28 protein-coding genes and 1 tRNA gene are annotated in these 25,870 nt (G+C 71.4%); 12 read left to right on the plus strand and 17 right to left on the minus strand.

The window, feature by feature from the left end:
* Positions 1-295: 295 nt before the first annotated feature.
* Complete coding sequence (locus ACLQ25_RS23875) at positions 296-1,078, plus strand: IucA/IucC family C-terminal-domain containing protein (protein ID WP_425733026.1); 783 nt, start codon at positions 296-298, stop codon at positions 1,076-1,078.
* 18 nt (positions 1,079-1,096) lie between these two features.
* Here ACLQ25_RS23875 and ACLQ25_RS23880 read toward each other — a convergent pair whose 3' ends face one another.
* Positions 1,097-2,926, minus strand: a complete 1,830-nt coding sequence (locus ACLQ25_RS23880; RefSeq protein WP_425733027.1) for a hypothetical protein — start codon at positions 2,924-2,926, stop codon at positions 1,097-1,099.
* A gap of 211 nt (positions 2,927-3,137) precedes the next feature.
* On the opposite strand from ACLQ25_RS23880, the gene ACLQ25_RS23885 reads away from it, so the two are divergent.
* Positions 3,138-3,848, plus strand: a complete 711-nt coding sequence (locus ACLQ25_RS23885; protein WP_425733028.1) for a class I SAM-dependent methyltransferase — start codon at positions 3,138-3,140, stop codon at positions 3,846-3,848.
* Positions 3,849-3,956: 108 nt separating this feature from the next.
* Here the strand turns inward: ACLQ25_RS23885 and ACLQ25_RS23890 are convergent, their stop codons facing one another.
* On the minus strand, positions 3,957-4,499 hold the full coding sequence (locus ACLQ25_RS23890; protein ID WP_396803352.1) for a YbhB/YbcL family Raf kinase inhibitor-like protein: 543 nt from the start codon (positions 4,497-4,499) through the stop codon (positions 3,957-3,959).
* Between the two features lie 143 nt (positions 4,500-4,642).
* Between ACLQ25_RS23890 and ACLQ25_RS23895 the strand changes: the two genes are divergently transcribed.
* From ACLQ25_RS23895 to ACLQ25_RS23910, 4 genes are all read left to right on the plus strand, one after another.
* Positions 4,643-4,795, plus strand: a complete 153-nt coding sequence (locus tag ACLQ25_RS23895) for a hypothetical protein (RefSeq protein WP_425733029.1) — start codon at positions 4,643-4,645, stop codon at positions 4,793-4,795.
* 76 nt (positions 4,796-4,871) lie between these two features.
* On the plus strand, positions 4,872-6,044 hold the full coding sequence (locus ACLQ25_RS23900; RefSeq protein WP_425733030.1) for a low temperature requirement protein A: 1,173 nt from the start codon (positions 4,872-4,874) through the stop codon (positions 6,042-6,044).
* Positions 6,045-6,080: 36 nt separating this feature from the next.
* Positions 6,081-6,587, plus strand: coding sequence for a helix-turn-helix domain-containing protein (locus ACLQ25_RS23905; protein WP_425733031.1), 507 nt, complete (start codon positions 6,081-6,083; stop codon positions 6,585-6,587).
* A complete protein-coding gene (locus ACLQ25_RS23910) occupies positions 6,584-7,126 on the plus strand; it encodes a DUF6036 family nucleotidyltransferase (protein ID WP_425733032.1) in 543 nt (180 codons plus the stop codon). The genes ACLQ25_RS23905 and ACLQ25_RS23910 overlap by 4 nt, the downstream gene beginning before the upstream one ends.
* An 18-nt stretch (positions 7,127-7,144) precedes the next feature.
* On the opposite strand, the gene ACLQ25_RS23915 is transcribed toward ACLQ25_RS23910, so the two are convergent.
* Positions 7,145-7,231 (minus strand) — tRNA-Ser (locus tag ACLQ25_RS23915).
* A 352-nt stretch (positions 7,232-7,583) separates the two neighbouring features.
* Between ACLQ25_RS23915 and ACLQ25_RS23920 the strand changes: the two genes are divergently transcribed.
* Positions 7,584-8,561 carry an NAD(P)H-quinone oxidoreductase gene (locus ACLQ25_RS23920; RefSeq protein WP_425733033.1) on the plus strand — a complete coding sequence of 326 codons (978 nt, stop codon included), beginning with the start codon at positions 7,584-7,586 and terminating at the stop codon, positions 8,559-8,561.
* Here ACLQ25_RS23920 and soxR read toward each other — a convergent pair.
* Together soxR and ACLQ25_RS23930 are read right to left on the minus strand one after the other, a co-directional pair.
* A complete protein-coding gene (gene soxR / locus ACLQ25_RS23925; RefSeq protein WP_425733034.1) occupies positions 8,544-8,999 on the minus strand; it encodes a redox-sensitive transcriptional activator SoxR in 456 nt (151 codons plus the stop codon). The two genes, ACLQ25_RS23920 and soxR, sit on opposite strands and share 18 nt — an antisense overlap.
* Before the next feature lie 48 nt (positions 9,000-9,047).
* Entirely contained in the window at positions 9,048-9,755 is a 708-nt protein-coding gene (locus ACLQ25_RS23930; protein ID WP_355240514.1) for a glycosyltransferase family 2 protein, read from the minus strand.
* 124 nt (positions 9,756-9,879) lie between these two features.
* On the opposite strand from ACLQ25_RS23930, the gene ACLQ25_RS23935 reads away from it, so the two are divergent.
* Positions 9,880-12,162, plus strand: coding sequence for a hypothetical protein (locus tag ACLQ25_RS23935; protein ID WP_425733035.1), 2,283 nt, complete (start codon positions 9,880-9,882; stop codon positions 12,160-12,162).
* Between the two features lie 55 nt (positions 12,163-12,217).
* Here ACLQ25_RS23935 and ACLQ25_RS23940 read toward each other — a convergent pair whose 3' ends face one another.
* The 6 genes from ACLQ25_RS23940 to ACLQ25_RS23965 all read right to left on the minus strand — a co-directional run bounded on the left by ACLQ25_RS23940 (position 12,218) and on the right by ACLQ25_RS23965 (position 17,960).
* Positions 12,218-12,808: a hypothetical protein gene (locus ACLQ25_RS23940; protein WP_425733036.1), complete on the minus strand. Its 591-nt coding sequence runs from the start codon at positions 12,806-12,808 to the stop codon at positions 12,218-12,220.
* A gap of 56 nt (positions 12,809-12,864) precedes the next feature.
* Entirely contained in the window at positions 12,865-14,295 is a 1,431-nt protein-coding gene (locus ACLQ25_RS23945; RefSeq protein WP_425733080.1) for a histidine kinase dimerization/phospho-acceptor domain-containing protein, read from the minus strand.
* 28 nt (positions 14,296-14,323) lie between these two features.
* On the minus strand, positions 14,324-15,016 hold the full coding sequence (locus ACLQ25_RS23950; RefSeq protein WP_425733037.1) for a response regulator: 693 nt from the start codon (positions 15,014-15,016) through the stop codon (positions 14,324-14,326).
* 78 nt (positions 15,017-15,094) lie between these two features.
* On the minus strand, positions 15,095-15,607 hold the full coding sequence (locus ACLQ25_RS23955) for a hypothetical protein (RefSeq protein ID WP_425733038.1): 513 nt from the start codon (positions 15,605-15,607) through the stop codon (positions 15,095-15,097).
* A 112-nt stretch (positions 15,608-15,719) separates the two neighbouring features.
* Positions 15,720-16,733, minus strand: coding sequence for an aminoglycoside phosphotransferase family protein (locus tag ACLQ25_RS23960; RefSeq protein ID WP_425733039.1), 1,014 nt, complete (start codon positions 16,731-16,733; stop codon positions 15,720-15,722).
* Between the two features lie 54 nt (positions 16,734-16,787).
* A complete protein-coding gene (locus ACLQ25_RS23965; RefSeq protein WP_425733040.1) occupies positions 16,788-17,960 on the minus strand; it encodes a thiolase family protein in 1,173 nt (390 codons plus the stop codon).
* 185 nt (positions 17,961-18,145) lie between these two features.
* On the opposite strand from ACLQ25_RS23965, the gene ACLQ25_RS23970 reads away from it, so the two are divergent.
* The gene (locus ACLQ25_RS23970) at positions 18,146-18,574 is read left to right on the plus strand and encodes a PH domain-containing protein (protein ID WP_425733041.1); all 429 of its coding nucleotides are present in this window, start codon (positions 18,146-18,148) and stop codon (positions 18,572-18,574) included.
* Here the strand turns inward: ACLQ25_RS23970 and ACLQ25_RS23975 are convergent.
* The gene (locus ACLQ25_RS23975) at positions 18,567-19,484 is read right to left on the minus strand and encodes a rhomboid family intramembrane serine protease (protein ID WP_425733042.1); all 918 of its coding nucleotides are present in this window, start codon (positions 19,482-19,484) and stop codon (positions 18,567-18,569) included. The genes ACLQ25_RS23970 and ACLQ25_RS23975 overlap by 8 nt on opposite strands.
* Before the next feature lie 100 nt (positions 19,485-19,584).
* Positions 19,585-20,115 carry a peptidylprolyl isomerase gene (locus tag ACLQ25_RS23980; protein WP_425733043.1) on the minus strand — a complete coding sequence of 177 codons (531 nt, stop codon included), beginning with the start codon at positions 20,113-20,115 and terminating at the stop codon, positions 19,585-19,587.
* Positions 20,116-20,199: 84 nt separating this feature from the next.
* Between ACLQ25_RS23980 and ACLQ25_RS23985 the strand changes: the two genes are divergently transcribed.
* Positions 20,200-20,967: a hypothetical protein gene (locus ACLQ25_RS23985; RefSeq protein ID WP_425733044.1), complete on the plus strand. Its 768-nt coding sequence runs from the start codon at positions 20,200-20,202 to the stop codon at positions 20,965-20,967.
* 94 nt (positions 20,968-21,061) lie between these two features.
* Here the strand turns inward: ACLQ25_RS23985 and corA are convergent, their stop codons facing one another.
* The 4 genes from corA to ACLQ25_RS24005 form a co-directional block, all read right to left on the minus strand.
* The gene (corA, locus tag ACLQ25_RS23990; RefSeq protein WP_425733045.1) at positions 21,062-22,210 is read right to left on the minus strand and encodes a magnesium/cobalt transporter CorA; all 1,149 of its coding nucleotides are present in this window, start codon (positions 22,208-22,210) and stop codon (positions 21,062-21,064) included.
* Between the two features lie 303 nt (positions 22,211-22,513).
* Positions 22,514-23,608: a PLP-dependent aminotransferase family protein gene (locus ACLQ25_RS23995; protein WP_425733046.1), complete on the minus strand. Its 1,095-nt coding sequence runs from the start codon at positions 23,606-23,608 to the stop codon at positions 22,514-22,516.
* Positions 23,609-23,714: 106 nt separating this feature from the next.
* On the minus strand, positions 23,715-24,173 hold the full coding sequence (locus ACLQ25_RS24000; RefSeq protein ID WP_425733047.1) for an ester cyclase: 459 nt from the start codon (positions 24,171-24,173) through the stop codon (positions 23,715-23,717).
* Between the two features lie 83 nt (positions 24,174-24,256).
* The gene (locus tag ACLQ25_RS24005; protein ID WP_425733081.1) at positions 24,257-24,649 is read right to left on the minus strand and encodes a cyclic nucleotide-binding/CBS domain-containing protein; all 393 of its coding nucleotides are present in this window, start codon (positions 24,647-24,649) and stop codon (positions 24,257-24,259) included.
* 114 nt (positions 24,650-24,763) lie between these two features.
* Here ACLQ25_RS24005 and ACLQ25_RS24010 point away from each other — a divergent pair, with 114 nt between their 5' ends.
* Entirely contained in the window at positions 24,764-25,066 is a 303-nt protein-coding gene (locus ACLQ25_RS24010) for an NUDIX domain-containing protein (protein WP_425733048.1), read from the plus strand.
* Entirely contained in the window at positions 25,063-25,830 is a 768-nt protein-coding gene (locus tag ACLQ25_RS24015) for a hypothetical protein (RefSeq protein ID WP_425733049.1), read from the plus strand. Before ACLQ25_RS24010 ends, ACLQ25_RS24015 begins: the two co-directional genes overlap by 4 nt.
* Positions 25,831-25,870: the final 40 nt, after the last annotated feature.

The following is a 25,870-nucleotide window of genomic DNA, read 5'->3' on the forward strand; positions in this document are numbered from 1 at the left end:
CACCAGCACAAAACCAAAGAGTGACACGAAGAAAACGAAGACTTCGAATAGCCCTAGGCCACGCCGCACAGGTTAAAGATCAAGCTTAAGCCGCGTTTACGAGGCTCTGGATCGCGGTACGCGGTCCGGAGCCTCTCCGGCTGTCCGGATCCGGCAGCGGCTGTCGTTCGGATTACAGACGCTCGCGTATACCGGCGAGCTTGGTTAGGCTAGCCTTAGCTCAGGACGGCAACTGGTCGTCCGCCGGGGCACGCCTCGGCCACTCAGACGGGGGACGGCTCAGGTGACTGCGGTGATGCCGAGGCGGGACGTGACCGCCACGCCGCTCGCCCCCGTCACCGCCGCGCTGCGGACCATGTTCGGCACCGACGACCTTCCCGGGCTCGCCCGAGGCCTGCTGGTCGACGACGAGCTGGGCTGGGCGCCCGCCACGACCCTGGTCGACGGCACCCGCCTGCCGGAGCTGCTGCGCGCCGCGAGTGTCCGCTGGGGCGGCACCCCGCACGCCTGCGCCGCGCTGGCCTGGAAGTCGTACAGCTACTGGACGGCGCTGCCGGTCGTACTCGGTTGGGCCTCGGCCCGCCGGGTTCCGCTGCTCCACCCGTCCGACGTGCTGATCCACTTCGAGGACCACCGGCCCCTGATCACGCTGGGTCTGCGCCGCGGCACCACCGTGGCGGTCCTGCCGAGCGACCCGCTGGCGCTGTCCGGCCTGCCGGAGGTACGCGTCGTCGCGGGTGAGGCGGAGTTGCTCGCCGAGCTGCGGGCCTCCCTGCTCGACGCCCACCTGGCCCCGCTGATCGCGGCGATCCAGGCAGAGGTACGGGTGGGCACCCGGACGCTGCTCGGCTCGGTCGCCTCCGGCATCGCGCACGGCATCCTGCGGGGTGCCGACGGGCTGCCCGGCTCGACGGTGCAGAGCATCGACACCCTGCTCGGTGCGCTCGACCTGGCCGACCTGGTCGAGCTGGTCCCCGGCCCGGCCGGCGAGCCCAGCGTCCAGCGCCGCACCTGCTGCCTGGCCTTCACGCTGCCCAGCCCCAAGGTCTGCCAGGGCTGCTGCGTCCGCCAGGGCTGACCGGGCGCGTCCCACCCTTCAGTCGGTCAGCGATCGCACGTCCCACACCCAGACGCCACCGGTGAAGGTCGGTTGGATACCGGTCAGCTCGGTCATACCCCGGCGCAGTTCCATCTGGTGCTCGTGCGGTCCGAGGATCACCACGCCCGCCCGCCAGTAGCGCAGGTCGTCGACCGCCTTGACCCTACTCTGCGGGGTGATCGGCGGCACCGCGCCGGTCCGGCGGATGGTGGCGAAGAAACTGCTCGTGGGTCGCGGCGGCGCGGTGAAAAGCGCAACCTTCGGCGGCTGGGCGCTCGGGCGGGTGTCCGGGCCGAGGAAGTAGCCCCGGGCCAGCGGCATGTCGAGCCGGGTGACGGCAGCCCAGCGCAACGGCTCCGCGTAGGTGGTGTCCGGCAGTGGCAGGGTCACCACACTGCGCCCACCAGCCACGTAGGGCCGCCACGCCCCGCTGGTCACGAAGGTGGGGACCGGATCCAGTTGGACCACCGGCAGCGGGGTGGGCAGGATCGGCAGCAGGGCCATCGTCAGCACGGTCGCGGTGGCGAAGCGGATCTGCGGCCGGGCGGCCGGGCGGGCGCGGGCCACCTCGCGGGCGTGCTCGGCGCCGTAGGCGAGCAACACCCCGATGATCGGGGTGATCGCCAGCGCCCACCGGGTCGGCACCACCGAGTGCAGGATCGGCAGGTTCTCCAGCGCCGCCCAGGGCCCCGGAACCCCGGTGCCCCGATTGTTGAAGCGGATCTCCCGCCCGAGCGAGAGCACCGCGAAGAGCAGCCCGAGCCCGGCCAGCGCGAGCACCACCGCCGAGCGCCGCAGCCACCAGACGAGGGCGATCACCAGCACGAGCAGCGACCAGCCGAAGAAGCTGTTCTCCTCGGTCGGGTTCTTGGCCAGGCCGGCGGCGGTGCGCGGGCTACCGGCCAGCGACTCCCGGGAGTACGCCACGAACGAGGCCAGGTCACTGGAGTAGCCACGGATCAGGCTGGACAACCCGGAGTAGGCGCCGGGGCCGAAGAACTGCACGTACAGCGGGTACGCGAGCAGCGCACCGGCGACCACGGCGGCGACGGCCAGGCCGGCGAGGAACCCTCGGGTCCGTGATCGCAGAGCGGGGCGAGCGAGGGCCAGCGCGCCGACGACCACGCCGAGCCCGATCGCGGTCATCAGCAGGATTTCCAGGTTGAGGAACGCCTGCCAGACGATCACCAAGGCGAGCAGCACACCGTTACGCAGCCAGCGGCCGGGGTCGGCGAGCCGCAGCGTACGCCAGATGATCAGTGGGACGACGAACTGCGACACGATGTTCGGGTGGCCGTTGGCGTGCGACACCATGGCCGGCGCGAACGCGCAGAAGCCGGCGCCCAGCCAAGCCGGACCGCGGCTCTTGACCAGGACGCGGGAGAACAGGAAGTACCAGGCCGTGGCCGTGGCGATCATTCCGAGAGTGAGAAAGAGCAGGAATGACGTACGTGGCCCGAACAGCAGGGTGATCGGCGTTATTGGCAATGAAATGGATAATACGGACGTATTTGCCATGAGGTTGACGCCGTCGGGCACGTTCATCTGGTCCGAGTGGAACGGGTACGCGAAATGCGTGACCACCCGCGCACCGTGCGCCATCATCCATTCGAACTGCGACTGGTCCGAGCGGTTGTCCCGCACCCCGCTGCCCGGGTCCCACCAGAGACGCCCGGTGATCCAGAAGCCGAGCACCACGAAGCTCAGCACGGCGGCCAGATCGGTCCACTTCCCGTTACGGCGCAACCGATCGCCGTCGCCGGGCTCCTCCAGCCGCGAGGTGGTGGACGGACCGTCGCCGGGAGCGTCCGATTCGGGAGTAGTCATGACAATTCATAGGGTAGTCAGCGTATGACGGTGCCGTGACATGTTTCGAGGTACTGCCGTACTATGTGCCGGGTTCGCCGACCGCCGATCACGTGCCCACCCCCCGACCCGCAATTCGGCCAACAGCTCCCCCGATTCCTCTGCATCCAAGCGGATGATTCACTCTGTCGGTCCAGGCACGGGTCGAGTTCATATCGTGAGGAATCGACGCATGGCAGAAATCACTGGGGACCAGCGCGTCCAGTCCGAGGTGCTTGAGGGCCTGGCGATGGCCGTCAACCACCGTCGCTGGTTCGTCGAACTGGCGGTGCCGTACCTCGGTGACGACCCGATCGAGATCGGCAGCGGCCTCGGCGACTACGCGTTGGAATGGTCGCAGCGGCTGCCCCGGTTCACCGCCACGGAGGCCGACCCCGACCGGCTCGTGCAGCTCAAGGAGCGGCTCGCGAACCAGGCGGGCGTCGACGTCCGGCAGATGCTGCTGCCGCACAACGATCGGGCAAACTACAGCGCCGCGGTCTCGTACAACGTGCTGGAGCACATCGAGGACCACGTGGGCGCGCTGCGCAGCATGCGCGACCTGGTCCGACCCGGCGGAGCGGTGATCATCATCGTGCCGGCGTTCCAGTTCGCCATGAGCCCGGCCGACATCGCCACCGGCCACGTCCGCCGCTACACGAAGAAGACGCTCGGTACGGCGATGACCGAGGCCGGCCTGACCGTAGAGAAGATCCACTACGCGAACGCGCTCGGGTTGATCGGCTACTTCATGGCGACCAAGGTCTTCCGGCTCATGCCGAAGGAAGGCCCCATGGTGAAGGTGTACGACACCCTGGTCCTCCCCGCCACCAAGGCCGCCGAGCAGGTCGTCCGCCCCCCGTTCGGCCAGTCCGTCTTCGCCGTAGCCCGAGTCCCGGCCTGACCCCCCCTTTTTTCGTCGATCTTGCACTTTCGGTTGCCGACACGTCCCTTGTGCGGGGATAGGTCAGCGCAGAAAGTGCAAGATCGACGCGGTGGGAGGGCGGAGGGGTTACTCCTTGGTCTGGTGGGTTGGGCGGATTACCGCTCTTGCCAGGGTGTGGAAGGTCAGGTTGAAGCCGACGTAGGCCGGGCTCGCGTCGGGGGTCACGTCCAGGCGGTCGACGTCTAGGGCGTGCACCGCGAAGACGTACCGGTGGGGGCGGTCACCGGGCGGCGGCGCCGCGCCGCCGTAGCCCTGCTCGCCGTAGTCGTTGCGGACGGAGAACGCGCCGCCGAGATCGGTGCCCGCCGCACCCCCGGCACCGGTCGGCAGCTGCGTGACGTCGACCGGCACGTTCACCAGGACCCAGTGCCAGAAGCCGCTGCCGGTCGGCGCGTCCGGGTCGTAGCAGGTGACGGTGAAACTCTTGGTCTCGGCGGGGAAGTCCGACCAGGTGAGCTGCGGCGAGACGTTCTCACCGCCGGCGCTGCCGTGCGCGTGCCGGACGTCCATCGGCTCGCCGTTCTGCACGTCGTCACTGGTCAGGGTGAACGAGGGCACGGTCGGCAGCAGCTCGTACGGGTCCGGGGCGATCGGTCGTTCCAGGGTCATCGGTACGCGTCCTTCCGGAGTGGGCAGATACCAGCCTCTTCATACCCCTTTCCACGGCATGGAACGACCGATTGGTCGGGGTGTGCCGGATCACGGGCGCGGGCTAGGGTGATGCCCCTGAAGCGTTCCACGGGGGGAATTTCTTGCTCAGCATCTGGCGGGACTTTCTGGTCGCCGTCGTCGGCGTCCTGCGCAAACCGGACGAGCGGGCGCTCGCCGAGGAGCGTCGACGCGCCGTCGAACGGCTCGCCGACACGACTATCCCGCGAAGCTCGACGGGACGAGCCCGAGGGTAGGTAGCCGCAGACCCCTCGGGGGTGACCGGAGGGCCAGGCACCGGACGCCGCCCGCCCGGACGGTGAAGATGACCGCATGGCGCGGCCAGTGGTCACGGCGGAGACCCACCGACCGACCTTGTTCGAGGTCTTCTTCGACCTGGTACTCGTCTTCGGGCTCATCCGGGTCACCTCGTTCATGAGCGAACGGCCCGCGCCGGTGACCCTGGTGCAGGGACTGCTCGTCCTCATGCTGCTGTGGAACTCCTGGCTGGTGTACGCCTGGTTGGGCAACTCCGTCCGGATCGACGTCGGGCCGAGCTGCGCTGGCGTGACCGTCGCGATGGGGGCCATCTTCCTCATGGCGCTCGTCATCCCGGAGGTCTGGGAGACCGGCCCGGGTACGACGATGCCGCGGCTGATCCTGGTGCTGTCGTACGCCGTGGTGCGGACGATCCAGTTCATCCTCTTCCACTGGGTGGCCTCGGACGAACCCCGGATGCTGCGGACCGTCCGGCTCTACTCCCTCACCACCGCGCTGTCCTTTGTCCCGCTCGTCCTCGGTGCCACGTTCGGCGGCACTTCGCAGATCCTGCTCTGGGCGGCGGCGCTCGTCGTAGACATGAGCGGTGGAGTCCTCGCCCTGCTGCTGAGCGGGTGGCCGGTGCGCAGCCCCGGCCACTTCGTGGAGCGGCACGGCCTGGTCGTGATCATCGCGCTCGGCGAGTCCCTGATCTCGGTCAGCGCCGGTGTCGGGACCCAGATGATCCGCGGACAGACGCTGGTGGCGGGCCTGCTCACTCTCAGCGTGACGGGCGGCCTCTACTGGCTGTACTTCGCGAGCGCGGGAAACGCCGGCCGAGCGCTCACGACTCGGTCCGGGCTGCGGCGCGGTTTCGTCGCCGGCAACGCCTACAGCGTCGCCCATCTCCCCCTGCTCGCCGGGACGATCTACGTGGCCTTGGGAGTCGAGGAGGTGCTGGCCGAGCTGGGGCACGGCACGCTGGGGTGGATCCCGGCCACCGCGCTGTTCGGCGGGACCGCCCTTTACCTCGCGGGCCGGGCGACCTTCCTCGTCCTCAGCGTCCGGTGCGTACGACCCGAGCAGTTCCTCGCGCCCGGTGTGGCGCTGCTGCTGCTCCCCGTCGGCCGACACCTGCCGGCCCTGGGGGCCCTCGGCCTGCTGACCGTCTTCCTGGCCGCCCTACTCGGCTACGAGGCGTGGACGAGACGTGCGAGCGACATGACCAGCAGTAATGCGATCAAGTGAGTTGCGTTTTTGGCGTTTGCGGCGCATGCTCCAAACGTGGCGACTACGGGTGACGACCTTCTGACCACCGGTCAGGTGGCCAAGCTGCTGGGGACGTCGCGCCAGCAGGTGGTCAACCTGTGCGAGCGTGGCGAACTGCCGTTTGTGAAGGTCGGCGCGCATCGACGGCTCCGGCGAGAACATGTCGAGGCGCTGCTGCACCCCAAGCCGGAACTGACTCGTGATCAGCTCAAGTCGCTGTGGCTGCACCAGGCGATAGCGGGGAGTTTGGTCACCGACCCGGACGCGGTGCTGAAGAAGGCCGGGGAAAATCTCGATCGACTCCTGCGGCAACACCAGGGGACCATGACCGAAGTCTGGCTCAAGCGCTGGCAGGACAAGATCAACGAAGGTGTTGGTGCCGTCCTCAAGACGTTGACCTCGGATGACCCGGAAGCTGTGGAGCTACGACAGAACTCGCCCTTCGCCGGGGTCCTCTCGCAGCCCCAGCGCACGAAGGTTCTCGGCTCCTTTACGCGCCGTGGCTGGGGGCGAGTGGCGTGAGACGCGAGCAACTGGAGCATGTCCTGCGGTCCGCGTGCCAGATCGTCGGAGACCCGGACGTCCTCGTCATCGGCAGCCAGTCGGTCCTGGGGGCGATCCCGGAGAGCAGACTTCCGCTCGAAGCCACCGCCTCGATGGAGGTCGACGTGGCGTTCTTCGACGACCCCGACGACCGGAAGGCTGACCAGGTCGACGGTGCCATCGGCGAGCTTTCGCTGTTCCACGAGACGAACGGCTACTACGCCCAGGGCGTGAGCGTGTCGACGGCGAGGCTGCCCGATGGCTGGCGGGATCGGCTGGTCCTGGTGGAGTCTCAGAGCACCCACCCGGGGCGGGGCTTCACGCTCGAACCGCACGACTGCGTCGTGTCCAAGCTGGTGGCCGGCAGGGAGAAGGACCACGCCTTCGCCGACGCGCTGATCCGGGCCGGGCTCGTCGATCCAGCAGTGGTCGCGGAGCGGATCGAGATGGTTCACGTGCATCCGCTGGTGCGGAAACGACTGAGGGACTGGATCGCCAGCTACCTGCCGGCGACCTGACGGCTGCACGGCGTTGTGCGGAGGGTGTGGGATTCGAACCCACGAAGACATCGCTGCCTTACCGGTTTTCAAGACCAGCGCCATCGGCCACTAGGCGAACCCTCCCGGACCGGCACCCGTGGGTGCGCGGCCGTCAACAGTCTGCCACGACACCCGGCGGCCGGCTCGGCGTCCCTCCCCGGAAAGCGCCGGCCAGGCGGTGGCTCCAGCGTCCACTGTGGCGTTGATCGACTCGGCTTCTCGGAAACCGGGGCGTCCCGCGCCCCGGGATGCCCCGGTTTCAAGGAAGCCGAGTTGGCCAAGCCCGCGGACCGCCCGGTTTCAGGGAAACCGAGTTGACCAAGCCCCCGGACCGCCCGGTTTCGCGGAAGCCGAGTTGACCATGCCGACCACGGGCGGGCCGCGCCGCCGCGGGGGTGCGTCTGCGGCGGGGGGCGCGGCGGGTGAGACTGGGGGCATGCGAGCCATCACCGTTCCGCAGCCTGGTGGACCCGACGCACTGGTCTGGGCCGAGGTGCCCGATCCCGAGCCCGGCCCGGGCGAGGTGATCGTCCGGGTGCGGGCCAGCGGGGTCAACCGCGCCGACCTGCTGCAACGGCAGGGGCACTATCCGCCGCCGCCGAGCGCGCCCGCGTATCTCGGTCTGGAGTGTTCCGGGGTGATCGACGCGATCGGACCGGAGGTGACCGGGTGGGCGGTCGGCCAGGAGGTCTGCGCGCTGCTGGCCGGTGGCGGGTACGCCGAGCGTGTGGCGGTGCCCGCCGGCCAGCTGCTGCCGGTGCCGGCCGGCGTGGACCTGGTCGACGCCGCGGCGTTGCCGGAGGTGGCCTGCACGGTCTGGTCGAACGTGGTGGGCGTGGGCCGGCTCGAAGCGGGCGACACGCTGCTGGTGCACGGCGGCGGCAGTGGGATCGGCACGTTCGCGATCCAGTTCGGGGCGGCGCTCGGCGCCACGGTCCTGGCGACCGCCCGGACGACGAAGCACGCCCGGCTGCGCGAGTTGGGCGCGGCGCACACGATCGACTACCGGGACCAGGACTTCGTCGAGGAGGTCCGCGAGGCCACCGACGGCCACGGCGCGGATGTCATCCTCGACATTCTGGGCGCGTCCTACCTGGGGCGGAACGTGTCCGCGCTGGCCACCGGCGGCCGGCTCGTGGTGATCGGTATGCAGGGTGGCCGCAAGGCCGAGCTGGATCTCGGCGCGTTGCTGACCAAGCGGGCCAGCGTGTCCGCGACTGCGCTGCGCTCCCGGCCGCTGGCCGAGAAGGCGGCGATCGTGCGGGGCGTACGCGATGAGGTGTGGCCGTTGGTTGCGGCTGGCGCGGTCCGCCCGGTGGTGGACCGGCGGCTGCCAATGGTCGAGGCGGCCGAGGCGCACCGGCTGGTCGAGTCGAGCGACCACGTCGGGAAGGTGCTACTGACCGTCGGGTGACGCGGGCGGCAGCATGAGTCGGGCGCCGGGGCCCTGTGCGGCGAGGGTGTCGCCGGGGTTGTACAGCGTGCAGCGCTGCATCGACAGGCAGCCGCAGCCGATGCAGCCGTCGAGGTCGTCGCGGAGCTTGGTGAGCAGTCGGATCTTCTCGTCCAGCCGGCCGCGCCAGCTCGCGGAGAGGTGCTCCCAGTCCTGCGGGCTGGGGGTGCGGTTGTCGGGCAACGATTCCAGCGCCTCGCGGATCTCGTCGAGTGACACGCCGACCTGCTGCGAGATCCGGATGAAGGCGACCCGCCGCAGCTCGGCGCGGGCGTAGCGGCGCTGGTTGCCGCCGGTGCGGTCGGCGCGGATCAGGCCGAGGCGCTCGTAGTAGCGCAGCGCGGACGGCGCCACGCCGGAGCGGACGGACAGCTCACCGATCGTCAACGCGTCCTGCATCACCGGTTCCTTGAGTTGAAGTGGACTTCAACTCAAGGTTACCGGCGATCAACGCGCGGAGGAGACCGCCGGGCGACGGCGGGCGCGCTCGCGACCGAGGATCCAGATCGCCTCGACGCCGTCCTTCCAGGTGATCTTCTTGCCCTCTTCCCGGCCACGGGCCCGGTAGCTGATCGGCACCTCGTACGGGCGGATGCGGCGGCGCAGCAGCTTGCCGGTCACCTCGGCCTCCATGCCGAAGCCCCGCGAGCGCACCTCCAGCGACCGGTAGAGCTCCACCGGCATCAGCTTGAAGCAGGTCTCCAGGTCACCGATGTACGAGTTGAAGAGGACGTTCGCCGCCATCGTGACGCCCTTGTTGCCCATCACGTACCAGAAGCTGTAGGCGCTGTGGCTGCCGAACGTGCGATTGCCGTAGACGACCGTGGCCCGCCCGTCGAGCACCGGGGCGAGCAGCTTCGGGATGTCCTGCGGGTCGTACTCCAGATCGGCGTCGAGGATGACCATGTATTCACCCTCGGCGCTGTCCACGGCCGTCTTGATGGCCGCGCCCTTGCCCGCGTTGCGCTGGTGGGTGATCACCCGCAGGCGCGCGTCGTCGGCGCGACCGAGGACCTCGCCGGTGCCGTCGCGGCTGCCGTCGTCGACCACGACCAGCTCGATCTCGCAGGGGTAGTCCACCGCCAATGCCTGCTTGAGGGCATCCGCGATGCGTTCTTCCTCGTTGTAGACCGGCATGAGGATCGAGAGCTTCACGGGAATCTCCACGGTGGCGACAACACGTCGGGCATAGCCTAGCCTGGCTGGTCAGCCCAACGGTGGCCGCCACCGTCGGACAGCCGGCGTGGCGGTTTCAGCCCGATGGTGTTTACTTCCCGCCATGTCGGCTGCCGGCTCCCTGCTCGCGGTGCTCCCCGCCGCCTCGGTGCTCCTGCTCACGATCGCGGCGAAGCCACGCGGGACGCCTGCGGTGGCCCCGTCCCGGCTCGCCGCGGTGCGCGCCGCGCTGCTCACCGGGGCGTACGCGGTGCTCGTCGTCGAGGTGCTCGGCGCGCTGCACGCCCTGACCCGGCCGGCGTTCGTCGCCGCCTGGCTGCTCTTCCTCCTCGCCGCCGCGACGGCGGTGGCTCTGCGCCGGCGTCGCGAAACCCCGGCCACACCGGCGGCCGCCGCGACGCCGCAGCCGGTGCCGGTGGGCGCGGCGGTGCCCGCCGGCGCCACCCCGGACACCCCCGCCCCGGCCGTCGACCACGGCCCGGTGGGTGGGCGCACGGCCGCGCCGGTCCAGCCCAATGGAGTACGCGCCAGACTGCTCGCCCGGACGACTGAGAGCTGGCGCACGGCGGGTCGGGGCGAGCGGCTGCTCGCGGGCGGCATCGGCGGCCTGGTGCTGCTGGAGCTGTTGATCGCGCTGTTGGCCGAGCCGAACAACTTCGACTCGCAGACGTACCACCTGCCGAAGGTCGAGCACTGGGTGGCCCAGGGCGACCTCGACTTCTGGCCCACCGCCATCCACCGGCAGGTGACCATCCCGCCCGGCGCGGAGTACCTGCTGCTACACCTGCGCCTGCTCACCGGCGGCGACGCGCTCTACAACCTGGTGCAGTGGGCCGCCGGGGTGCTCTGCCTCCTGGTGGTCGCGCGGATCACCGCGCAACTCGGCGGCGGCCGGCGAGCCCAATTGATCACCGCGTTCGTACTGGCCAGCACTCCGATGGTCGCGCTACAGGCCACGAGCACGCAGACCGACCTGGTCTGCGCGGCGTGGGTGGCGTGCGCGGCGACCCTCGCGCTGGACGGTCTGCGCCGACGCACCGGCTGGGGAACCGTACTCGGCCTGGGAGCGGCCACCGGGTTGACCGCGCTGACCAAGACCAGTGGCCTGATCGCGGTGGGCCCGCTGCTGGTGCTCTGGGGTCTGGCCCAGCTCCGGCTGGCTCTGGCGGCCCGGCCATCAGCCGCCGAACCGGCGGGTCGGGCGGCGAGCGTCGGACCGGAGGGTCGGGCGGCGAGCGCTGGACCGGCGGATCGGGCGGCGAGCGTCGGGGCGTCGGCCGGTCGGGCGCGGCCGGTGTTCCGGGTCGTCACCGGTTCGGTGCTGATCCTGGCGGTGGCCGCGCTGGTGGTCGGCCCGTTCCTGGCGCGGGTGACGGCCGAGTTCGGGCACCCGTTGGGCCCGCCCCGGCTACGTGAGTCGATCCCGATGGAACGGCACGACCCGGCCTCGATCCTGGTCAACGCGCTGCGCATCGGGCACACGGCCTTCGACACGCCGGTCGCGCCGCTGCGAACCGCCGGCGCGGACGCGATCATCGGCGGCGCGGAGGCGATCGGCGTCGACCCCCAGGACCGGGCGATCACCTTCGGCCGGGAGATGTTCCCGGTTCCGGCCTGGTACCCGGACGAGGATCGGGTGGCGTTCCCGATCGCCGGTTCGGTGGCGCTGCTCGGCGCGCTGGTCGCGCTCGTCCGCCCACGCCGGATCGATCCCGCGCAGGTGGGGCCGCTGCGGGCGTACGCCGTGGTGGTGCTGGCCGCCGTGCTGCTGCACACCTCGATGATCAAGTGGCAGCCGTGGGGCAACCGACTGATCCTCTACGCCCTGGTGCTCGCCGTCCCGCTCGCTGGCCTCTGGCTAGACGCGCTTCTGCGCCGCCACGCCGACCGGACGCCGGAGCCCGCCGACTCGAATCGGAGGGGACGCTCGGTGGCCGCCGGGGCGGTCGTCGTCGTGCTCGCCACCTCGGCGCTGGCCGGAGTGCTCGCGCTGTCGTACGGCTTCCCACGCCGGCTCGTCGGCTCGGGCTCGGTCTTCACCACCTCGGACTGGGACACCCGGTTCCTGCGCCGCCCCGAGTGGGCGGACGAGTTCCGCTGGGCCGCGGCGGCGGTCCGCGAGAGCGGCGCGCGCCGGATCGGGCTGGTCGAGCGGAACGACGACTGGGAGTACCCGTGGTGGCTGCTGCTGCGCCAGCCGGACGGCAGCTCGCCGGATCTGGTGTCGTTGCAGTCGGTCCTGCCGGAGCGACCGCCGGCCGACCCGGCCTCGGTGGACGCGATCGTCTGCACCGGTAGCCAGCCGACCTGCGCCAAGCTGGTCCCGGCCGGGTGGCGGTTGGAGTTCCGCGACTACGTCGGTTACGCCCTGCCCCCGGGCCGCTGAGAACGACGGCAGGCGAGGGCCTCGCACGCCTGACGTGCGGGGCCCTCGTCCGGTTTTACTTGGCGCGCGGGATGAGGACGAGCCGGGCGACGCCCTTGTCCCCGTCCTTGGTGCCGGCGACGCCGACCGTCGTACCGACCTTCACCTCGCTGGGCTGCACCGTCGCCCGCTTCTCGACGACGCGCAGGTCGTCGCCGAAGGTCCACGTCATCGTGAAACCGTCGGTGGACTTGACGGTCATCGAGTCGCCGTCGACGGCGGTCACCGCACCACGTTGGACGGCGACGGTCTGCGTACCGTTCTCCTTGGTCTGCACCACCGCCTCGCCGTGCAGGGTGTTCTTGCGCAGCAGCACGCGGGCCTGGCGACGCTTGCGCCACTCCTCGCCGCGCTTCTGCTTACCCTTCTCGGCCGAGGGGGAGGGCTCGGGCGTCGCCGGGGCGGCGACGGTCTGCACGTCCAGGTCGGCGGCGTCGAAGCCCATCGCGGTGAGCGCCTGGCCCTCCACACCCATCGCGGCGGCAACCTCGACCGCCGCGTCCCGCGCGGGCTGGCTGGCCACCTCGGCCGCGCCGCATCCGCTGACGCCGAGCGCCACCGCTGCGAACAGTGCCGTGGTGCCGGTGACGAATCCCCAACGTGGCATGACTCTCCCTCTCGTCCGTGGAGCCTTCAGCCTTCCCCGCAAGGACGAGCGGACCGTCAGACCGATGTTCGGGTCCGGTAAGGATCACCGGGCAGCCGGACCGTGAAGGCGGCGCCACCCTCGGGCGCGTGACCCGCGACGATCTCCCCGCCGAGCCGGCGTACCAGGCCAGCGGCGAGCGCCAGCCCGAGCCCGCTGCCCACCTTGCGCACCCCCCGGTACCGCTCATGCAGCGCCCCCCGCTCGAACGCCACCGCCAGGTCGTCGTCGGTGAAGCCGGGCCCGCCGTCGCGGACCTCCAGCACACCGCCGTCCGCCGGGTCCGCGCCGACCGGCCGGACCGCGAGCACCACGGGCGCACCCGGGGGTACGACCCGCAGCGCGTTCTCCAACAGCCCGTCCAGCACCTGCCGGATCCGACCCGGGTCGGTGTACGCGGACACCGGCCCACCGGGCGTCTGGAGGTGGAACGGCACACCGACCGCGGCGCAGCGGCCGGACCAGGTGGGCTCCGCGTCGGCGGCCAGTCGGGTCAGGTCGACGGGTACCGGCTCCAGCGGGAAGTCGGCGGCCTCCAACCGGGCCAGCGCCAGCAGGTCGCCGATCAGCCGGTCGAGGTGCTGGGCCTCGGCCAGCATGGTCCGGCCGGTGTCGGCGCTGCCGTCCGCGTCGATGACCCCGTCGGCAAGCGCCTCGGCGTATCCCCGGATCGCGGTCAGCGGGGTGCGCAGCTCGTGCGAGACGGACAGCAGGAACTCGCGCTGCCGGCCCTCGCTCGTGGTCAGTGCGGCGGCCAGGCCGTTCAACGCCTCGGCCAGGTCAGCAACCTCGTCCGGCGGCTCGACCGGCACCCGTACGGCGCGGTCCCCGGCGCGCAACCGGGCGGCGGCGGTGGCCGCGACGCGGATCGGCCGGGCCAGCCGGCGGGCCAGCAGGAGACCGGCCACCACACCGGCGGCCAGCCCGGCCAGCAGCGGCAGCCACAGGCTGAGCAGCACCTGCGCCCACAGCCCGTCCGACGTGGCGCGGGAGAGCACCACCCCGTTGCCGCCGGGCAGCGCCCGGCCCTCCACCAGGGCGCGGTGACCGTTGACCGACCGGCGGGCCGACACGTTGCGGCCCTGCCCGATCCGCTGCACCACGCGCGCCGGCAGGCCCGACCGGTCGACGGTCCCGCGCCGGATCAGGTACGCGTCGATGCCCTGGTCACGGAGTTGCTGGATGAGCCGCTCCTCGTCGGCGGTGCGTCCCCGGTCCAGCCTGGTCCGCAGCACCTCCGCGGCGAGTCGCGCCTGGGCGGCGAGGGCGTCCTGATCGCGTCGCTCCGCGCCCCGGATCGCCAGGGGCACGGCGACGATCGCCGTGACGAGCACCGACACCAGTGCCACCGCACAGGTGACCAGCACCGCGCGGGCGGTCAGGGTCCGGCCGAACCGGTTGCGCCGAGGGGCGGCCGACTGGCGGTCGCCGACCACCGGCAGCGCCATGGTCGGCGACTCGACGCGTACCGGCTGCTCAGGCATCGACCGCGTACCCCACGCCACGGTGGGTGCGGATGACGCTGGCCGGGCCGAGCTTCGCGCGTACCTGCGCGACGTGCACGTCAACGGTGCGGGTGCCGGCGTGCGCGGCGTATCCCCAGACCCCGGCCAGCAACTCCTCGCGGGTGAAGACCCGCCCCGGCCGGGCCATGAGATGGGCCAGCAGGTCGAATTCGGTCGAGGTGAGCTGCACCGGTACACCCCCGGCGTTGACCGTCCGGCGGGCCGGGTCGAGGGTCACCGGGCCGACGACGCGCGGGCGTTCCGCACCCTCCGGGCCACCGGCCGAACGACGCAGCACGGCGCGTACCCGGGCGACCAGCTCGCGCGGGCTGAACGGTTTCGTCACGTAGTCGTCGGCGCCCAGTTCCAGCCCGACGATCCGGTCGACCTCGTCGTCGCGAGCGGTGAGGAAGATGACCGGCGTCCAGTCGCCGGCCTCGCGCAGCCGTCGGCAGATCTCGGTGCCGGGAAGGCCGGGCAGGGCGATGTCCAGGACGCAGGCCACCGGGCGCAGCCGGCGGGCCGCGTTCAGCCCGGCCTCACCGTCGCGTTCGAGGTGGACACCGAACCCGTCGCGGCCCAGGTAGAGCCGGACCAGGTCGGCGATGGCCGGCTCGTCCTCGACCACGAGGACGAGTCCGCGGTGCGGCGGTTCCAGAGTCACCGGCCCATGATTCCCGACCCGGTGGCTCGGCGCGATCGGTACGTGTTCGAGTTCGGTAAAGGCAGTCGTTGTACGGCGTCAGCGTGCGACGGCGGGACGGAACACGCCGGGCCGTACGGGGGCGGGCGTGTCGCCGATGGTGGCGAGAACCCGTTCGCGGGGTACCCGCAGACGGGTCCGAAAGGCGTGGTTGAGCAGCGCGTCGAGCTGCCACACCTGCTTCGGGTGGTTGGTGCGGATGAGGAACCGCTCGCGGATCCCGTCGATCGCGGTGGCGGCCAGCTCGACCGAGTGCAGCCGTGGGTCGGGGCTCCAGGTGACGTTGCTCAGCTCGCGCAGCTCGGTGTTGAGGTGCAGGCGCAGTCGGTGCAGGAGTCGGGTCTGCTGGGTCACCACCAGTCGGCGGTGCGTGAGCAGCAGCAGGTAGTCGCCGGTGACCGGACGGTCGGGGCGGCTGCAACGGGTGACGAGGATGGTCGCGTCACCGGAGCCGACGCAGCGGCGGAACACCGGCATGTGCCGGCTCACGGTCTGCACGGCGAGGCCGGCCTCGGTGGCGGCCGGGAGGAACGTTCGGGAGAAGACGTCCATGACCTGCCCAACGACCTCCCCGGCGGGGTGACGTGGGTCACGGCGAATATTTGGAAGTTCCACGCCGGTCCGTCGCACTGCCTGTCCGATTTCCGACCTGGACGGATGCCGGTCAGCTTTCCGGCTGAAGCGGGGTAGCGGCGAACAGCTCGGCGAGCCACCCGGGCACCGCCTCGGCGTACTCCGCGCGGGCCGGGTCGGTCGTGTCGAGGGCCCGCCGCCAGGAGAGCGACCGGCTCACCGCGCCCAGGTTCATCGCCAGGTCGGCGGCCTCGACGAGGGTGCGGCGGTCGTAGCGGTCGGTCCACGCCTCCAGGTAGACGTCGCGCAGCCGGGCCAGGCTGGCGTCATCGGCGGACAGCCCGGTGGCGTACCGGATGGAGCGCAGGGTCACCAGCAGCGTGCCGAACGGGTGCGCCACCGAGGCGTCGCCCCAGTCGAAGTAGCGGTACCCGGCCGGCCGGGCGAAGACGTTGCCGTCGTGCAGGTCGTCGTGCTGCACGGTCGCCTCGATGCCGATGTCCGCGAGCCGACGGCACCGCCGCGCGTACGCCGGAACCTCCGCCCGCAGCCGCTCGTACGTCTCGACGGTCAGGCCGCCCTCCGCACCGACGCGCAGCGACCCGGAATCGTCGAGCAGGTCGGCGAGCAGCCCGGCCAGCACCTCCGGACGGTGGTCCGGCACGCCGAGGGCGACCAGTTCGTCCGCGCGCGACGCGGTGGCGAGTTGCAGCGCCGCGTACCCGGGCAGGGCCCGCTCCCAGTGCGTCAGGTCGGGGTCGCGGCCCAACACGTCGCGCAGCGACTCACCGCCGTCGGGAAGCAGCGACCAGCCCCGTTCCCGGTCCACCCCGATCGGGGCCAGCACCCGCTCGGGCGTCAGCGCGGCCAGGGTCGCGATCAGGACCGCCTCGTGCGTGGTGCCGGAGTTGTTGGCCTTGAACCAGACCGGCCCGTCGTCAGTCGGCACCCGCCAGACCAGCGACCACGGCCGGACCCGGGGCTCGACCGGCCCACTGACCCGCCGGCCGGTGCCCGCGAGTCGCTCGTCGACCCAGGACCGGGCCTGCTCCTGCCACTGCACGCTGGACCAGTCGGGAGCGCGCTCGCCGGCGATAGTCGTCACGATGGGCACCCTAGGCGGCGCGCCCGACCCCGGCGAGAGCATTTCCGGGACGGATCAGACCAGCTCGACGATCGTGGCGTTGGCCATGCCGCCGCCCTCGCACATGGTCTGCAGGCCGTAGCGGATTCCGTTGTCCCGCATGTGCGCCAACATCGTCGTCATGATCCGGGCGCCGGAGCCACCGAGCGGATGCCCGAGAGCGATCGCCCCGCCACGCGGGTTCAGCCGCTCCGGGTCCGCCTCGGTCTCCGCCAACCAGGCGAGCGGTACGGGGGCGAACGCCTCGTTCACCTCGTACACCCCGATCTCCTCGATGCCCAGCCCCGCGCGGCGCAGCGCCTTCGCGGTGGCCGGGATGGGCGCGGTGAGCATGGTGACCGGGTCGTCGGCGGCGACCACCGCGGTGTGGATGCGGGCCAGCGGGCGCAGGCCGTGCCGGCTGGCCCAGTCGGACGTCGTCACCGCGAGCGCGGCGGCGCCGTCGGAGATCTGCGACGCCGACCCGGCGGTGACCACACCGTCGGCGCGGAACGGGGTGGGCAGCTCCGCGAGCCGGGCCAGCGAGGGGTCCCGGCGGATGCCCTCGTCGGCCGCGACCGTGCCCCCGTCGTCGAGGGCCACCGCCGCCAGCTCCGGGTCGAACGCTCCGGCGTCCTGCGCGGCGGCGGCCTTCTCGTGGCTGGCCAGGGCGAACTCGTCGAGCTGCGTACGGGAGAAGCGCCAGCGCCGGGCGATCAGCTCGGCCCCGACGCCCTGGTTGAAGGGGAGCGGCGCGTCGTCCGCGAAGCCCTCCACGCCCCGGTAGCGGGCGCGGAGCTGGTCGCTGAACGGCAGGCCGTCCGCCACGCTGGAACCCATCGGCACCCGGGTCATCGACTCGACCCCACCGGCGACCACCAGGTCGGCCTGGCCGGAGAGCACGGTCGCGGCGGCGAAGTGCAGGGCCTGCTGGCTGGAGCCGCACTGCCGGTCGATCGTGGTGCCGGGCACCGCCTCCGGCCAGCCAGCAGCGAGGACGGCGTTGCGGGCGATGTTCCACGACTGCTCGCCGACCTGGGACACGCAGCCCCAGAAGACGTCGTCGACCTGCGCCGGGTCGAGCCCCGCGCGCTCGGCGAGGGCGCGCAGCACGTGCGCCGACAGGTCGACCGGATGGACACCGGCGAGACCGCCCTTGCGTCGCCCGACCGGGGTGCGTACCGCGCCGACGATGACCGCGTCACTCATATTTACTCCCCGGTAACTTGGGCTGTCCCGATCCTACGCTGACGCGGCGGGCCGCCGCCCGCCCCTCTCCGGCGTCGATCATGGAGTAGTGGTGGGCGGAAGCTTCCACTTCGCACCATATGTGGGGCACCACAACTCCATGATCGACGGCAACGGGCGGCCGTGACCGCTGGCATGCTGGGCGGGTGGATGACATTCCCGGAACTCGGCAGTGGCGGGTGCCGTCGACCCTGCCTGCGGCGAAGCTCGCCGGTGCCGTTCTGCTGATCGCACTCGGGTTGCTCTTCGCCGACGGCGACGCGGTCCGGCTGGTGCTGGCCATTCTGGCCGCAGCCGTCCTGGTCGTCTGGGCGGTACGCGACCTGATCGCACCGGTCCGACTGGCGGTCGACCCGGCGGGGCTCACCGTCATCCGCGGCTTCGCCGGCCGGCGGCTGCTGCCCTGGTCGACGGTCGAGGCGATCAGCGTGGACCGCCGGCAACGGCTGGGGTTGACCGGCGAGGTTCTGGAGATCGACGCGGGCGAGTCGCTGCACCTGTTCGGCAGGTACGACCTGGGCGCTACCCCGGAGGAGGTGGCCGGGGCGCTGCGGGCCGCCCGCTCGGTCAGTTGAGCAGTTGCACGGTTCGGAAGATCACCACGGCGAGCAGGATCAGCAGGATGATCGAGCCGCCGACAACCTGCACCAGCGTGCGCCGCTCCCGTGGCGCGTACGCGAGCACCGCCGCCATCGCCCCGCCGACCACCAGGCCACCGATGTGCCCGGACTTCGAGATGCCTGGCACGGCGAAGGTGAAGACAAGGTTGATGACGAGGAGCGGCACGATCGCCGAGGTGTTCAGGCCGAGACGACGCATGATCACGAAGATCGCGGCGAAGAGCCCGAAGGTGGCCGTCGACGCGCCGACAGTCGGACCTTCGTTGGGCGCACTGAACAGGAACACGGCGACATTGCCCCCGAGCCCCGCGATCAAGTAGAGGGCGAGGAAACGTGCCCGCCCGAGCGCGCCCTCCAACTCCCGCCCGAGCACCCACAGCGCCCACATGTTCAGCAGCAGGTGGAACACGCCGTAGTGCAGGAACATGGCGGTGACCAGGCGGTACCACTCACCGGCCGCGACGCCGTGCACCGGGCCGAAGGCAACGTACGAGGCGTAGCCGAGCACGCCACCCCAACGGGTCAGCGGCGTTCCGTCGCCGGCCAGCCCGCCGAAGCCGGAGCCGCCCAACACCGCGGTAAAGGACCGGGCGGAGGCGACGGAGAGCAGGAAGAACAACACGTTCAGGGCGATGAGCGCCTTGGTGACGTAGCCGTGCCGGCCGGCGGCACCGCCACCGAAGGCGGTACGCGCCGGCCGGACACTACGACGACCCTCGTTGACGCACTCCGGGCACTGGTGCCCGACGGACGCCTCTCGCATGCACTCCGGACAGATCGGCCGGTCGCAGCGGGTGCACCGGACGTAGGTCTCCCGACCAGGGTGCCGGTAGCAGACCGGGGTGGTCGGCGGGGACTCACTCACCGGGTCGACCCTCCGTCCGCCACCACGCGACGCACCGACGCCAGCCGGCGCGATGCTCCGGAGCGCTCAATCATGCGAGCAAAGGTACCTCGCCGTGTCGTCAGGAAGCGGATCGCTCGATCTCGACCCGCTCGATGACGACGTCCTGCAGCGGACGGTCGCTCGGGCCGGTCGGGGTGCTCGCGATCGAGTCGACGACCTTCACCGACTCCTCGTCGGCGACCTGGCCGAAGATGGTGTGCCGGTTGTTGAGGTGCGGCGTCGGGGACACGGTGATGAAGAACTGCGAACCGTTGGTGCCCGGTCCGGCGTTCGCCATCGCCAGCAGGTAAGGACGGTCGAACCGCAGCTCCGGGTGGAACTCGTCGGCGAACTTGTAGCCCGGCCCGCCCCGGCCGGTGCCGGTCGGGTCGCCCATCTGGACCATGAAACCGCTGATCACACGGTGCGAAATGGTGCCGTCGTAGTACGGCCCGTTGCCCGGCTGGCCGGTGCGCGGGTCGGTGTACTCCCGGTTGCCCTCAGCCAGGTCGACGAAGTTGCGGACGGTCTTCGGCGCGTGGTTCGGGAAGAGCTCCAGCCGGATCGGGCCAGCGTTGGTGTGCAGGGTGGCGTAGACAGCCTCGGCCACGGGTACTCCTCACTCGTTGGTCAGTTCCATGCGGATCCTCCCATGTGCCCGATCTGGCATCGCGGAGGCATCCGAAGGTGGAGGATGACGAAGGAACAACTCCCAGGAGGTAGGACCGTGTTTGGAATCGGGCGGCGTAAGTCCCAGGGCCAGCTCGCCAAGGCAGAGCTGAACCAGAGCATCAGCCACCTGATGCAGGCAGCCAACCACGCCGCCAAGGGCGCCGGCGCGTCCGTCGGCCCGCGGGTTCAGGCGGCCCGGGGCTACGTCGGGCCGGCCGCGGTGAAGGTGCGCGACCGTGCGTCGACCGGTTTGGGGACGACACTCACCACGCTGGCACCGCTGGCCGCGGCGGCTCGGGACGGCGCCGTGCAGGCAGGGCCGCTGACCAGGAAGGCCAAGTCGAAGACCATGCGGATCACCGGTAAGAAGAAGCAGCCGCGCCGTCGCGGCTCGATGATGACCGGCCTGCTGGCCGCGGGCGCCATCGCCGGCCTGGCCGGCGCGGTCGCCCTGCGCCGCCGCCGCGAGCAGCAGGAGTGGGCCGAGTACGACCCCACCCACACCCTGGAGCCGATGCGCACCGAGGTCGACTCGATCGAGGTGCGTACCCCGGCCGCGACCAAGGGCTCCGACGGGTCCGCCATCTCCGGGATGACCGGTGCCGGCAGCTCGGCGGTGGCCGGCGGCGACAGCGCCAGCACCACCGCCACGGCCAAGCCGACCGCTGTCCGCCCGACCGACAAGGTCCCGTCGGTCGCCGAGGGCGCCAAGGACGTTTCGGGACGCCCGGCCGACGACCTCACCAAGGCGCTGGGCAAGGACACCGCCCGCACCAACGGCCGCCGCTGACCCCTGACAGCAGCGCGACGAGCGCCGGCGACGCGGGCTTGCCCCCGCGCACCGGCGCTCCGCGCGTCTGTCGGCGTCCGCCGGGGCGGGCCGGTCAGAGCCAGCCGTTGCGGCGGAACCAGCGGTAGAGGGCCAGCGAGACGCCGAGCATGAGGGCCAGGACGACCGGATAGCCGTACGTCATCTTCAGCTCGGGCATGTTCTCGAAGTTCATGCCCTCGACGCCGGCGATGGAGGTCCAGACCGCGGCGATGGCCGCCCACGCGGCGATCTTGCGCATGTCGTTGTTCTGGTCGACGGACACCTGGGCCAGCCGCGCCTGAAGGATCGAGTTCAGCAGGTCGTCGTACGAGTTCACCTGCTCGACCGTACGGCTCAGGTGGTCCTGCACGTCCCGGAAGTACTTGCGGATCTCCTTGGGTACGTCCCGGTTGACCTGCGAAGTCAGGTTCATCAGCGGCCGCTGCAAGGGGATCACCGCCCGCTTGAACTCCACCAGCTCACGCTTCATCTGGTAGATCCGCTGGATGCGCCCGTGGCTGTTGCGGTCGAAGACCTCGGCCTCCAACTGGTCCAGGTCGTCCTCGAGCTGCTCGGCCACCTCCAGGTAGAGGTCGACCACCCGGTCGGTCACCCCGTACGCCACCGCCCACGGGCCCTGGAGCAGCAGCTCCTGCTTGGTCTCAAGGTCGGCCCGGACCGGGGAGAGCCGGCAGGCGTCACCGTGCCGGACGCTGATCAGGAAGTTCGGGCCGATGAAGAGCATCACCTGACCGGTCTCGACCACCTCGGAGGTCTCGGTCAGCTCGGTGTGCTCGCAGTACCGGGCGGTGCGCAGCACCAGGAAACTGACGTCGCCGAAGCGCTCCAGCTTGGGCCGCTGCTCGGCCTTCACGGCGTCCTCGACGGCCAGCTCGTGCAGGCCGTAGGTCTCCGCGATGGCGCTCATCTCGGCCAGCTCGGGCTGGTGCAGACCGATCCAGACGAAGCCGTGCTCCTCGCGGCGAGCGGCCTCCAGCGCCTCGGCGTACGACCAGTCACCGGGCTGCCGCTTGCCGTCGATGTACAGCGCGCAGTCGACCACCCCGCTGCGCCCGGCGCCGGTGGGCGCCGGGGCGGGTGGTGAACCGTCGGCGTTGAGCATCCGGGTCACCGCCCGGACCGGGGACGGCCAGGCTCGGGGTCGCAGCACCCGAGATGTGTTCAACGGCGCCGTCCGGCCCCGCTCTGCCCGATCCGTCATCGCGACACCTCCCCGCGCTCGCCTGCGGCTTGCAGGCTACGCCGATGGTGGGCACCGGCAGGTGTGACGGCGGTCGCGGGTGCGGCGCCGGGCGGGCCGGGCCGCATCGGGGGGAAGGGACGACACGGCCCACCCGGCGCCCGTGGGGGCGGGGGTTGTGCTGCACGCGTGATCCGAGGTGGGCGGGCGGTGATCTCCGCTACACCTGACGGATGACGCTCGCAGCATTGTGGGCCGCCGGCCGCCCGCTGGGGAGACCTGGGACGGCCGGCATCGTCTTTTTGTCGGAAACCCGACAGATTTTCAGCTTCGGCTGGCCTCGACGGCCTCGGCGAGCCGACGAACGCCCTCGTCGATCCGGTCGGCCGTCACCGCCGAGAAGGCCAGCCGCAGGGCGTGCCGCCCGCCGTCGAGGACGAAGTCGCTGCCCTTGACGACGGCCACGCCACGCTCGGCCGCCGCCGGGGCGAGCCGGTCCACCAGCACGTCCTCGGGGAACTCCACCCACAGGAAGTAGCCGCCGTCGGGCTCGACGAACCGCGCCTGCGGCAGGTGCCGGCGCAGCGACTCGGCCAGCACCTGGGCCCGCTCGCCGAGCGCCGCCCGGACGGTCTCGATCGAGCGGTCGATGTCACCGGAGACGCAGAACTGGTGCACGATCGCCTGCGACACCATGCCGGGCGAGATGTAGAGGCTCGTCGCGTTCTTGGCGATGTCGGCGATCAGATCCGCCGGACCGACCAGGTAGCCGACGCGTACGCCCGGGCAGACCGTCTTCGTGAAGCTCGACGCGTGTACGACGACGTTGCGGGTGTCCATCGAGAGCATCGACGGCAGCGCCTCGCCCCGGAAGCGGATGTCCGCGTACGGGTCGTCCTCGAAGATCGTGAAGTGGTACTCGGCGGCCAGGTCGAGCAGCTCACGGCGCTTCTCCAGCGACAGCGTCACGCCGGCCGGGTTCTGGTAGTTCGGGATGACGTGCGCCAGCCGGGGGCGCACCCCGGACTCCAGCAGCTTGCGCAGCTCGGCAGTGTCCAGGCCGTCCGGCTGGACCGTGACCCCGTGCAGCTCGCCGCCCATCTGCTGGAGGTTGAGCAGCGTGCGGTCGTACGTGGGACGCTCGACGACCACCGCGTCGCCGGGGCGGATCAGGTGGTCGAAGAGGAACGCGTCGGCCTGCAGCGACCCGTTGGTGACCAGCACCTGGTCGGCCGCGACGCCGTGCTTCTCGGCGATCCACTTTCGCAGCGGAACGTAGCCGACAGAGGTGCCGTACGCCGTGACCCCCGCGGGATCGGCGTCGAAGGCGCGTACGGCGGCGGCCTTGAGCCCTTCGACATCGACGATGTCCAGCGAGGGGGCCCCACGGGCAAAGGAGATCAGCTGCTCGGCGGTCATGGATATTGAGCGTACGGGCGGCGGCGGGGGACGCGCCGACGGCACGGCGATGTCCGCATCCTGAGCCACCGGGACGGGTGACCCGGCGGGGCCGGACGGCGACAGATCAGACCGGAAGTGCGAGCGAGTCGTGCTGCGCCGCCCGCGAGAGGCCGTCAAACTGCACGCCGAGCGAGTCGAGGAGCCGGCTCCAGTCGAAGTAGGAGCGCCACGCGACGATCCGACCCTGGCGTACCCGGACCACGTCGGCGACCTCCCAACTCACCGAGCGGCCGGTCGGCGCGACCGTGCCGTACGGCGAGTGCAACGTGCCGGTGTGGGTGCCACTGAGACGCAGCTCCACGGCCGCGCCGCCGGACGTGCGCACCGCGCCCAGCGGGTCGACCAGCAGGTCCGGAAAGGCTCCCGTCCAGGTACGCAGCAGCGCCGGCAACTCGATCGGTCGGACCGTGACACCCGGCATGGAGTAGAACGCCTCCGGGGCGTACAGGTCCGGCAGTCGGGCCACGTCCCGCCGCAGGAGCATCGCGTACTGCTGCTCGACCAGGCGCTCCGCGTCACGCATCGGGCCCTCCCCCACGGGCCACGGCATCTCCGCGCCCGCGAGGGATCCTTACCCTTCGATCCGACCCGGCACACCTGCGCGGTTCAGGTCGTGGCGGCCACCTCGCTCTGGGCCCAGACGCGCATGATGTCCCGCACCGAGATCACCCCGGCCACCTCCCCGCCGTCGAGCACCACGAGGTGCCGGAAACCACCCCGGGCCATCGCGGCGGCCGCCTCGGCGACCGTCCACTCCGGTGCCGCGTACACGACGTCCCAGGTGAGGTGGGCGCCGGTGCGTTCGGTGTCGCAGTCGAGACCCGCGCCGATGGCCTTCAACACGTCGCGTTCGGTCATGATGCCGACCCCCTCGGACTCGGGGTCGATCACGACCGCCGACCCGACACCGCGGGCCGACATCATCCGGGCCGCCTGACGGAGCGTGTGCTCCGGACCGACGACGAGGACCTGGCTGGACATTGCTTCCCGTACCTGCATCACGCATCACCCCTTTGGGACCGTGGCATTCGGTACGGACATGGTCGTCCGTGGATGTTTCCAGGACAAGACCGGACATCGTCGGGATGCGGCGACGCTCGCTACTGTCGGAGCGTGTCCACCGAGCCCCTGCGCTGCGCCGGCGCGCTGATCGTCGACCGCGACGGCCGCATCTTCTTCCAGCGCCGCTCACCACACCGGCGCCTGTTTCCCGACTGTTGGGACATCGTCGGCGGCCACCTGGAACCGGGCGAGGAGATCGACGAGGCGCTGCGCCGGGAGGTGACCGAGGAGACCGGTTGGTTCGTCTCGGACGTCCTCGGCCAGGTGGGCGAATACCGCTACGTCGGCGACGACGGCCTGGCCCGGCGGATCGCGGAGGAGGGCTTCGCGCTCCTGCGGTCGATCGGCCGGTGAACAGCGTCGCGCTGCCGCCGCACCGGATCGCCGGGCTGCTCGCCCCGGCCGTGGACCGGGTCTTCCGCGCCGGCATGTCCGCTGGACACGACTGGGGTGGGGCCGAGCTGTCCCAGCGCTACGGCGGGGCGGCGGCGAGCGGTTTCCTCGTCGACCTGCGTACCCGGCTGGCCGCGCCCGGTGGCGCTGTCGACGGGGCGGGGTTCGCGGCGATCACCAGGTACCGGGATCCGATCGCCTGCCGACGAGCCGTGGACAAGCAGGTGGCCCACGGGATGATCTACCGGAGCCCGGACGGCGCCCTCTCCGCCACCGAGCGCGGTGCCGCCTTCCTCGGCGAGCTGTACCAGGTGCACGCCGAGGTCACCGAGGAACTGTGGTCCGGGCACGACGAGCGGGTGGCCCGACTGGTCGCCGTGCTCGGACGGCTGGTGGCGTACGCCCTCGTGCTGGCCGACGAGGAGGGGACCCGGAGCAGTTCCGCCTTCGCCGCGCTCGCGCCCCCGCACGAGCCGGACGGCACCCCGCCCGGTGTGCTGCTGCTCAACCGCCTCGGCGCGCTGCGCTACCACCGGGCGGACGCGCACGCCGCCGCCTGGACCGCCGCCGGGCACACCGCGTCCAGCATCACCGCCCTGCCACCTGGCCCCGAGCGGCTCGCCATCGAGCTGGAGACCGACCGCCGGGCCGCCGGGCCGTACGCCGTGCTCGCCGCCGAGGAGCGGCTGACCATGCTGGCCGACCTCGCGGCGCTGCCCGGCTGACCGGTTGGCCGGAGTCGCCGGGCTCCCCGGGGCTATCCTC

Source organism: Micromonospora sp. DT44, from assembly GCF_049841635.1.
Lineage (GTDB): Bacteria > Actinomycetota > Actinomycetes > Mycobacteriales > Micromonosporaceae > Micromonospora.